The 10000-nt window shown below is 48.0% G+C and carries 8 protein-coding genes; 4 read left to right on the top strand and 4 right to left on the bottom strand.

Going from position 1 to position 10000, the window contains the following annotated elements:
- Positions 1–304 precede the first annotated feature (304 nt).
- The 4 genes from SB752_RS21120 to SB752_RS21105 all read left to right on the top strand — a co-directional run bounded on the left by SB752_RS21120 (position 305) and on the right by SB752_RS21105 (position 3758).
- The gene (locus SB752_RS21120; RefSeq protein ID WP_410717522.1) at positions 305–979 is read left to right on the top strand and encodes a response regulator transcription factor; all 675 of its coding nucleotides are present in this window, start codon (positions 305–307) and stop codon (positions 977–979) included.
- Entirely contained in the window at positions 979–2271 is a 1293-nt protein-coding gene (locus SB752_RS21115) for a sensor histidine kinase (protein ID WP_410717521.1), read from the top strand. Before SB752_RS21120 ends, SB752_RS21115 begins: the two co-directional genes overlap by 1 nt.
- Positions 2272–2413: 142 nt before the next feature.
- A complete protein-coding gene (locus tag SB752_RS21110) occupies positions 2414–2701 on the top strand; it encodes a HesB/YadR/YfhF family protein (protein ID WP_103108175.1) in 288 nt (95 codons plus the stop codon).
- A gap of 151 nt (positions 2702–2852) precedes the next feature.
- Positions 2853–3758, top strand: coding sequence for a hypothetical protein (locus SB752_RS21105; protein ID WP_410717520.1), 906 nt, complete (start codon positions 2853–2855; stop codon positions 3756–3758).
- 88 nt (positions 3759–3846) lie between these two features.
- Here SB752_RS21105 and menC read toward each other — a convergent pair whose 3' ends face one another.
- The 4 genes from menC to SB752_RS21085 all read right to left on the bottom strand — a co-directional run bounded on the left by menC (position 3847) and on the right by SB752_RS21085 (position 9862).
- Positions 3847–4995, bottom strand: a complete 1149-nt coding sequence (gene menC, locus SB752_RS21100; protein ID WP_410717519.1) for an o-succinylbenzoate synthase — start codon at positions 4993–4995, stop codon at positions 3847–3849.
- Positions 4996–5052: 57 nt separating this feature from the next.
- The gene (locus SB752_RS21095) at positions 5053–6195 is read right to left on the bottom strand and encodes a M20 peptidase aminoacylase family protein (RefSeq protein WP_410717518.1); all 1143 of its coding nucleotides are present in this window, start codon (positions 6193–6195) and stop codon (positions 5053–5055) included.
- Between the two features lie 43 nt (positions 6196–6238).
- Positions 6239–7660, bottom strand: coding sequence for a YfcC family protein (locus SB752_RS21090; protein WP_410717517.1), 1422 nt, complete (start codon positions 7658–7660; stop codon positions 6239–6241).
- 180 nt (positions 7661–7840) lie between these two features.
- Entirely contained in the window at positions 7841–9862 is a 2022-nt protein-coding gene (locus tag SB752_RS21085) for a sigma-54 interaction domain-containing protein (RefSeq protein WP_410717516.1), read from the bottom strand.
- Positions 9863–10000 lie beyond the last annotated feature (138 nt).

Genomic DNA, 10000 nt, shown 5'->3' with positions numbered 1-10000 from the left:
AGCTGACGAATACTAATCGGTCGAGGACTTATCCACACACTCTTAGCAAGCATGCGTATTCAGTTTTGAAGGAATGAAGCGAAAAGCTGTATTCACGATTACTTGAAAAAGTAATGGGGAATGCAGCTTTTTTGTTGTAGTCTGTTTTGTTCTCAAATCTGAATCCAAAAAAGTTATGCTCTAATGTGAATATCGATAAGTATGCCTGTTCACTTTTTTTCCAGCCAGCTTGCTCTCATTGTGATTTTGGGCATTTATGCTATGCTGGAACAGGTAGTTTTTTTAACGAAAGAGGGATAACCATATGTTAATTCTTGCAGTCGAGGATGAACAAGCTCTGCTTCAGGCGATTGCTGGAGTGCTGACGGATGAAGGCTATCAAGTAGATACAGCCGAGCGCGGGGATGATGGACTTCTGCTTGCACAGCGGGGTATCTATGATCTATTAGTGCTCGATATTATGATGCCCGGAATGGATGGACTAACGCTGGTCAAAACCTTGCGTGCCAAAGGCATTATGACACCTGTGCTATTTTTGACGGCAAAAGATAGCGTCCGAGCCAGGGTTGAAGGTTTGGATGCTGGTGCAGATGATTATTTGGTGAAGCCCTTTGCGACGGAGGAATTAACTGCGCGGGCACGGGCACTTTTGAGACGGCATGGTAAAACAGGAGCCGAGGGAGAAATGGCTTACGGGCCAATTGCTCTAAAAATAAATGAGTACGATGGGTTTGTTGACGATGAACCGATGAAGCTCACGACAAAGGAGTACGAGCTGTTAAAGTACTTTTTGCAAAATCGGGAGCAAATTTTAACGCGCCAGCAAATATTCGATCGGGTGTGGGGAATTGATTCAGATGCGAACTACGGGGTGGTAGATCTGTATGTTCACTATCTGCGCAAGAAGCTGGGTCAGTGTGAAGGCTTTATCCGAACCATCCGCAATGTGGGTTACATTTTGAAAAAGGATGAACGGTAATGTTTCAAAAAACCAGAATCCGTCTGGTGACATTGAATGTCATTGTTGTATTTCTGTTATTGAACGGTTTAGGAAGCGCGGTCTACTATACGATGCAATATCGCCTATACTCGCAGGTGGATCGCGAGCTGCAAAAAGTGACCGAGCGACTCATCGTAGATCCGCTGCCACGCCTTCAACGGGTAAATGAGGAAGCATTTCCCTATAATCGTCAGGAGCGAAAAAAATTCGGGGAGTTGGAGCGCAGATATGTCCTGCTTGTTTGGAATGAGCAAGGTGAAGTCATGGGCACTGCTTTTTCTGAGCGTTTAGAGCCTGAGGATTTACCTGGTTTTCAACACATCGGACAGCCGGATCGTGTAGAAACGCTTTCTGTAAACGGGCAAGTCTATCGCGTACAGACGGTCACGATGCCCAAAAAGGTCATTGTAGGGAACAGACCGCAAGCATCGTATCAATTTCAGTTGATCTACAATCTGGAGCAAGAACAAAAAATGCTGAGCAGCTTGTTGTATGTAGTCGTAATCGGCGGCGCGGTCAGTATCGTTATCGCGATGGTGGTAGGTCTGTTTCTCGCGAGAAGGGCGCTCGTTCCGATTCAGGTCTCGTGGGAAAAACAACAGCAATTCATTGCCGATGCTTCGCATGAGCTGAGAACGCCCTTGGCGGCTATTCTCGTCAATTTAGAACGGCTATTCCGTTATCCAGACCATACGATTGAGCAGGAAAGTGAAAAAATCATGGTCGGGATGCAGGAGACGCGGCGATTGAGCAAGCTTGTCTCCGATTTATTGACACTTGCTCGCAGCGATTCGAATGAGCTGCAAATCATGCCGCAAAAGTTCAGGCTGGATGAAATTGTACAAAAATGTACCCAAGTCTTTACTCAGCTCGCCATTGTGAAAGAAATCAGCATGGAAACGGAAATTGAACAGCCATTGGAAATGGATGGAGATGAAGAGCGATTGCATCAGCTGCTTGTCATCTTACTGGATAATGCGCTGAAGTACACGAATGAACACGGCAAGATTTTTGTCTCCTGTAAACGGGAAGGACAGCGTGTCGTTGTGCTTGTAAAAGATACAGGGATAGGAATTCCCAAGGAGGATATCCCTTATTTGTTTGACCGTTTTTATCGGGTAGACAAGATGCGCTCCCGATCGACAGAAGGGACAGGTTTAGGGCTGTCCATTGCGAAGTGGATTGTAGATGCGCATCATGGGAAAATACAGGTGAGTAGTGAGGAAGGGATAGGAACCAGTTTTTTGGTTACACTTCCGATGAGGCAATAAGGATAAAGAAAGGTAGCCGATTTCCGATAAAAAAGGGGATCGGTTATTTTTACTTTCTTTGTAACAGTTTATTATACTTTCTTACTTTACATATTTAGAAAGTGATGTAAACTACAAATGTAGAGAAAGGAGTGGCGCTTCTATGAAACTTACAGTAACTTCAGCAGCTCTTGCATGGTTTCGAGAGGAGTGGGGATGCCAGGAGGGAGACAGCATCCGCTTTTTCGTTCGTTACGGAGGCGTTAGCACAGTACAGGACTCGTTTTCCATGGGAATCGCAAAAGAGCAACCAAATGAAGCAGGGCTCTCCACAGTTGTAGATGGAATTACCTTTTATATGGAACAGGACGAGCTGTGGTACATGAATGGAAAAGGCTTGCTAGTGGATTACTTGCCTGCTACAGACGAAGTCGTTTTTAAGCTTGATTAAGAAAATCATATCGTGCTCATGAGCTAAGAAACTCCGAAGATACATCGGAGTTTTTTATTTTTAAAGCTGATTTATTTTATATTTTATACTTAACAAACCAAAAAGTTTATTATATGATAACGATAAGCAACTGGAAAAAGGAGGATGAGTGATGAGGCTGTTGGATTCGTATATAGAGCTTGGCGTAGTGGCAATGGCGCGGGCTGCTACGGCGGGATGGTTCGGAGGACATTATGGGGCAGCGCTGCTTGCCGGCTATTACATGAATCAGGAGCATGAATTGCCGGAGCATGTCAAAGCTGGCATTGAGCGAACCTGTGAAGCGTATCGCGCCCAGCAACCAGACTGGTTTTTACCAATCGACCAGGATGAGGCCGCTGACGCTACCCTGTTAAGTCAAGTTATTGCTGGACTTGCTGACAATGTCGCACAGCTACGTACCTCTGGGCATGGATTGGCGTTGGGCGTACTTGCCCTGAAGGCGCTGAGAGAGCGACCAGATTTGATCAGACCAAGTGTCGTAGATGGATTAGTCAAGCTGCTAAAAGCGACGACAAAGGACAGGCAAACCCGTTACTGGGGTATCGAAAACTATTTTGACCTCACAGAAGCAGACATAGCTGGTATTGAGCCGTATCATACTACAGTCGAGATGGCTGAGCGGGCATTTGATGAACTGCATACAGTCATACCGGGGCGTGTCATTGATGGGCTGCGCTATCATTTTGCAGGAGAGGTCGTTCACAGCGTCACCCATGCACAGGCATTGACTGATTTAGAGCGGTTCGGATACAGGGAGCTAGTGACACCTGGCATACGCAATCATCATGTGCAGATATATCTCAATAGGCAGATACCTGACTTTGTGTTGGAGGATAAAGTCAAGGAACCAGCCTTTGAGAACATTTTTTCACCTGTATTTTGGGAAAAGACGTACAGAGATCCGCACGCCCTGAAGCTGCCCTATGCGGCTCTTGATCTACTCAGACGTTTGCCGGTTGAAAAAAGGGCAGTAGCAGAGCGGAATTTATGCAAGCTATTGACGATCATGGACTGAAAAAAAGGGACGAATACAGAAAAAGCACAGAAAAGAGGAGGCCAGTATCGGACCTCCTCTTTTGTATAGTCTTGATTCTATTGAGCTTCTACCAGCTCGGAATAACCGTAGTCGTCGATTCACGATTGGCAAAATAGCTTTTATGCTCCACGAGAGCATCTAAAATAGCTTGTTCATTAATGCCAAAGCCAATGCCCGGTGCGGTTGGGACCTCAAGGACACCAGGTGCAGCAAAATCGATCATCGGCGTCACAATATCTTGGGCAAAGTAACGATTCGACGGGGAAGTATCACCTGCGATTGTGAAGTTGCCAAGTGACGCCATCGCGATATTGTGCGCGCGGCCAATACCGGCTTCCAGCATACCGCCGCACCATACCGGAATGCTGCGTTCTGCACACAGGTCATGAATCTTCTTGGCATCTGTCAGACCACCTACACGCCCGATTTTGATGTTGATGATGCGGCAGCTGCCCAGCTCAATCGCTTTGCGTGCATCTTCTACGGTATGGATGCTCTCATCCAGACAGAGCGGTGTCTTCAGCTCTCTTTGTAGAGTGGCATGGTCGATGATATCGTCATGCGCCAAAGGCTGCTCGATCATGATCAGTCCAAAGTCATCCAAATCCTTCAGCATATCCATGTCTTTCAACGTATAGGCGGAGTTTGCATCTGCCATCAATGGCACGTCCGGTCCGAATGTATGACGGATTGCGCGCATCGGTTCTACGTCAAAGCCAGGCTTGATTTTCACCTTGATTTTTTTGTAGCCGTCACGGATGAAGCCATCTACGCGCTCCAGCAGCTTTTCAATCGTCGGCTCAATCCCGATACTGACGCCCACATCGATAGTAGAGCGAGTGCCGCCTAATGCCTGAGAGAGCGAGATGCCGTTCATTTTCGCATACAGGTCCCAAATAGCGCCTTCAAGCGCAGCTTTGGCCATATGATTACGGCGCATCCAGGAGAACAGGCGAGAAACGTCATCAGGATGCTCGATCTCACGGGAGAACAGCTGAGGGATCAAATACTTCTCCAGCATGTACCATACAGTGTCCACATCTTCTTCGTTGTAGACAGGGACATCCATCGCAACACTTTCTCCAAAACCGACATGGCCTCCACTGTAGGCGCGAACGAGGATACATTCTTTGTGGGTTTCGGTTCCCATACTGGTTTCAAAAGGCGAATTCAGCGGTATCTTGATTCTTTGCAGATCAACGCGTTCGATTTTCATGTCCATATCTCCTCAACAATTGGGATGGGTGTTATGCAGTGAACGTAGAAGGAAAGCCTACTTGGTACTGTGCCGTTCGAAGGTAGTGAGCACCGCTCTCGTCAAAATTTCAATTCCGTCGAGCAAAGCTGATTTTTCAAAAGTCATCTGTGGATGATGGAGACCAGGAGCGAGGCCACAGCCCAGACCCAGCATCGTTGCTCGCAAATGCGGGCGTTCCTTGGTGTAGTAATGAAAATCTTCTGCACCAGGTGTCTGGATAGGAGGCTGGAGCTGCTCAGCTCCCAAAGTCTTGGTGATTGCATCGGCCATAATGACGCGCGCTTCTTCGTTTACCTCGGCTGCATATACCCGCTCTGTAATATCATAAGTCAGATTGACCTCATAGAGCTGGGAAACCTGCTTGAGGATATGTTCTACCTTGACAAAGAGAGCGTGCATGATTTCGTTTGTTTGAGCGCGCAGATCAAGCAAGAACTGAGCAGAGCCAGGAATGATGTTGGAGTTTTTTCCACCGGCACTCAGCTGCGTCATTTTGACGGAGTAAGGGACGAGTGGGTCCAAATGAATTCCTTTGAGCTGCTCGACGATGGTAGACACGACCTCAATCGCATTGACCCCAAGATGGGGGCGTGCCCCGTGAGCATCGTCTCCTTTAATTTGACCGGCAATCGTACCTGCCGCCCCATGCAAAATGGCAGAGGCAGCTGTACCGTTAGGGATTTCCTGTACAGGACGCAGATGGACACCATACAAATAGTCGACATCGTCCACGACCTTTTTATTCACGAGGGCCAAAGCACCATTCCCGCTTTCTTCAGCAGGCTGAAAGATCAGCTTCAGTCTGCCAGGCAGGTCGATGTTTCTCGCTTGCAGAACCATGAGAACGCCTAGAACCATCGTCATGTGAGCATCATGGCCACATGAGTGATTCGCTTGAAACACGCCGTTTACTTCCTGCCATAATGCATCCATGTCGGCGCGTACACCGACTGTCAACGAGCCTGGAGTGTTACTTCCCCATTCTGCAACAACCCCAGGTACATCCTCAAACGTAGTGACACGGCAGTTGGATTTCTGCAAAAGCTCGGCCACATACGCGGTCGTTTGCACCTCTTGCCAGCTTATTTCTGGATGCTGGTGCAAGTATTCGTACAGTGAAAAAATAGTGGGCTGCAATTGTTCGATAGTTGTGCGCATGGTTCCTCCAAATCTTGTTTACCGATAAGAATGCTTCTGTATTTTAGGAAACGCCGATGATGACGGCAACGATCAGGGCAACACAGGCGATGACTGCCCAGCCCAAGAGCAATTTCCAAATGAATTTAACCCATTTCTCATACGGAATGCCTGCTACAGCCAAGTATCCCATCAGTGCAGAGGAAGTAGGGATAATGGAGTTGGTTACAGCATCACCGTATTGGAAGGCGAGTACAGCGATCTGGCGTTGGATGCCCAAGAGGTCAGAGATCGGTACCATGATCGGCATAGTTGTAGCTGCTTGTCCGCTACCAGACGAAATAAAGAGATTTAGTACTGCTTGAATCAGGAACATGGCAATGACGTTTACAGCGTCAGGCAGATGCCCGATAGCAGAAGTCAAACCGTTAATCATCGTATCAATAATTTTTCCGTCTTCCAAAACAACAGTAATGGCACGGGCAAAACCAACGATCAGGGCTCCAAACGTAACTGCTTTTGCACCAGCGACAAAGGAGTCAAACAGGTTGTTGACGGAGAGACCACCGACTAGTCCGGCAACCAGACCCATGATCAAGAACGAAGCGGTAAGCTCAGTCAGGAACCATTCGTATTTGAATACACCGTAGACGTTCATCGCGAGTCCACAAACCATAACCAAAAAGACGAGCTTGTGACGAGCATTCAGATCAGGGATGTCTACTTCTACGTTTTCAGAGCTCGTTTGTTTTTCAATTGCGTAGATTACACTCTTGGTTGGATCAGCTTTTACGCGGTAAGCATAGCGCATGACATACCAGATTGCAAAAGCGAGAACGAATACATAGACAACTGCACGGAAGGCGAGACCAGAGAACAATGGCAACTGGGCAAGAGATTGGGCGACACCCACCGTAAACGGATTGAGCATACCTCCCATAAAGCCACTAGCAGCCCCCATGGTAATCATCGCAGTTCCTGTTACGGCATCAAAGCCCATAGCACGTGCCAAGGCAATTCCGATTGGAACGAAAATGATGCTTTCCTCAGCCATCCCCATCGTAAAGCCACCAATAGAGAAGAGGAACATGGAAGCCGGGATCAAAAGCTTTTCCCTGCCCTCTAAATGTCGAACCCCTTTGTTAATGCCGGCCTCGATTGCTCCGGTCTGACGGATGATTCCAAAAACACCGCTGACGATAAAAATGTAAAAGATGATTTGTGAGCCTTTTTGCATCCCATCTGGAATGGCTTTAAACATGTCGAAAAATCCGACTGGACTGCTTTCTACTTCATGATAGCTACCATTTACAACGATGGTTTTACCGGAAGTGGCGTCCTTGACGCGTTCGAACTCTCCTGTCGGCAAGACATAGGATGCTAACGCTGCCAAAATGATGATGATAAAGAGAATGGCATAAGTATGTGGCACAGAAAAACGTTTCTTAGCAGGTGTTGTCTGCTCAGAAGAATGTTGTGTAGCCATGAGGTCACCTCGCTTTTTTTCGGAATATACAAGCAAGGGGCGTGCCAACTGTCGAAATGTAGCGAAATAAGGCACTTTTCTTGGATTTGCGTATGTAAGCGGATACGCCCATACGTTCTTTAGGAATGTTTATTAGGTTTTATTCAGCCTAATACGACCTAATATTCGTTTCCCTTGCGCTCAAATCCGACCGTGTTGACGCAGTACCTCAATCCCTTCTCGGGTAATCGTGGTTCCCTGGCGGGTCGTGCCTGATTGTACCAGGCTTTGCTGCTCCAAATGCTTCAGCTTGTTGCGAAGGGTACTCTCTGTCCAGCCTATAGCTTTTAGAGCCGGAGAATGCGCAAGCTGATAGCGTCCCACTGGTTTGTTTGCCGTGTAGTATTGATATAGACAAGAAAGAATATCCAAATCGCGAACATCTGCGATGCTCACGGGTGTATCATGGGCAGATTTGCGGAATACACGATCTATGAGTCGTTTGGGCAGATCGTCCATGTTGATCATAGTCTGTTCAGATACAGTAATGGCGTAATCAACGACATTTTTCAGCTCGCGGATGTTTCCACGCCAATCGTGACTGAGCAACAGCTCCATGACTTCGGGTGCCCATGTTTTTCGTATGCCCTGCTTATCCAGATGGTCCTGCAGGAGCAGGGGAAGGTCACTGATTCGCTCACGCAGTGACGGGATTTCAATTGGCAGAACAGCAAGGCGATAAAACAGGTCCTCGCGGAAATGTCCTTGTGAGACAGCATCCTCCAAATCGCGGTTGGTCGCTGCAACTACGCGGCAATCGACAGAGAGTACCCCGGTCCCGCCCACGCGAATGACTTGCTTTTCCTGTAGCACGCGGAGCAGCTTTACTTGAATCGATGGCGATATATCTCCGACCTCATCGAGGAAAATGGTCCCGCCGTCCGCTTGCTCAAACACACCTGGCTTACCACCTTTTCGGGCGCCGGTGAACGCTCCGTCCTCATATCCGAACAGCTCGCTCTCCAGCAGGTTTTCTGGCAGAGAGGCGCAGTTGATCGCGACAAACGGGCCGTTTTTCCGCAGAGAGTGCTGATGAATGGCGTGGGCAAACAGCTCTTTGCCTGTTCCGTTTTCTCCGAGCAGGAGGATGGTTTGGTTGTTTTTGGCCATCTTTTTGCTCAGTTCAATGGCGTGCGTCAATCGCTCACTTTCCCCTTTTATGTCGGAAAACGAATAGGTGGCCGTGTGACCGCGCAAGGTGAGCTGGGTACGTAAGCGCTGAATTTCCGTGACGTCTTTAAACGTACAGACAAATCCCAGGTGCTCCTGGCTCCGGCGAATACTTTGGCTGCTAACAATAAATTGCCGACCGTCGATGGTGACCAGCGTATCTTCCTGCCCCTCATGCTCGAAAAAGAGGGTCAGCAGGTCGTGTTCTTTGAGCAGGGTGTAAGAGCGCCCGATGATGGAAGTGTCCTGTGGACAAAACAAATCTACTGCGACGTCATTGATGAAAGTAATCAGCCCGTCCTCATTGCAAGCGATAACGGGATCCTTGACTGCCTGAAAGGTAGACTGGAGCTGACTGTTCAGCTTCTGAACCTCGGCGTAGGAGGTGCCGAGCATTTTGGCCAGCTCTGACATTTCTGCGATGAACTTGGACAAATATTCGCGCTCCCACTCGATGGGCACGCCTACCTTGCGTCCCGTATCGATCAAATCGTGAATGCTGATTTTGCGAAACCCGAGGTCAATGACCTCAACATGGGGCGGCAAAGGTACATCAGGCACGCTCATAATAATGGCGTACGTGTTTGTATCATCGAACGTACATCCGGGGTGAAAAGGAATGTAGTTCAAGTGATCAATGTTGGCTTCCAAAAGATTATCGATTACTTCCTGGGAGCTGACTGGCGAGTTGTTCATCACGGGCACTGTTGTTCCCGGAGGTATTTGCATCAAGGCTTTAATTTTGCGCAGCTCAAAAAAGCGGTTCAATACCGTAATCGGAACCTCGTCGGCGGCTGCCTGACGCGCGATGGTATAGAGAAGCGGTGACTTGGAGGTGATAAAGATGTGTGCGGCTCCTCGCAAGTCTGGAATGTGCTCATAGCTCACATAACCGATTACACGACAGTATGGCTCCAAATAAGCCCGCAGTTCTTTTAATAAAAATTCGAGTGTGTCTATTGCGTTTGCTATCACAACGATGGTGTTGTTCATGAGGCACCGCCTTTACTAGGAACAGTTGCTTCCATGATAGCACAACAGGTGACCTTGAACGGGACAATTCCCGTGTATACGGTTGGTAAGACAAGGATTGATCAGAGGGTACCTATCTATGGTTTAATAGAAGAAAAG

Origin of the sequence: Brevibacillus sp. SIMBA_040 (assembly GCF_046535075.1) — a bacterium.
Lineage (GTDB): Bacteria > Bacillota > Bacilli > Brevibacillales > Brevibacillaceae > Brevibacillus.
Note: the sequence above shows the minus strand (reverse complement) of the source record. Positions and strands in the feature narration are given on the sequence as shown.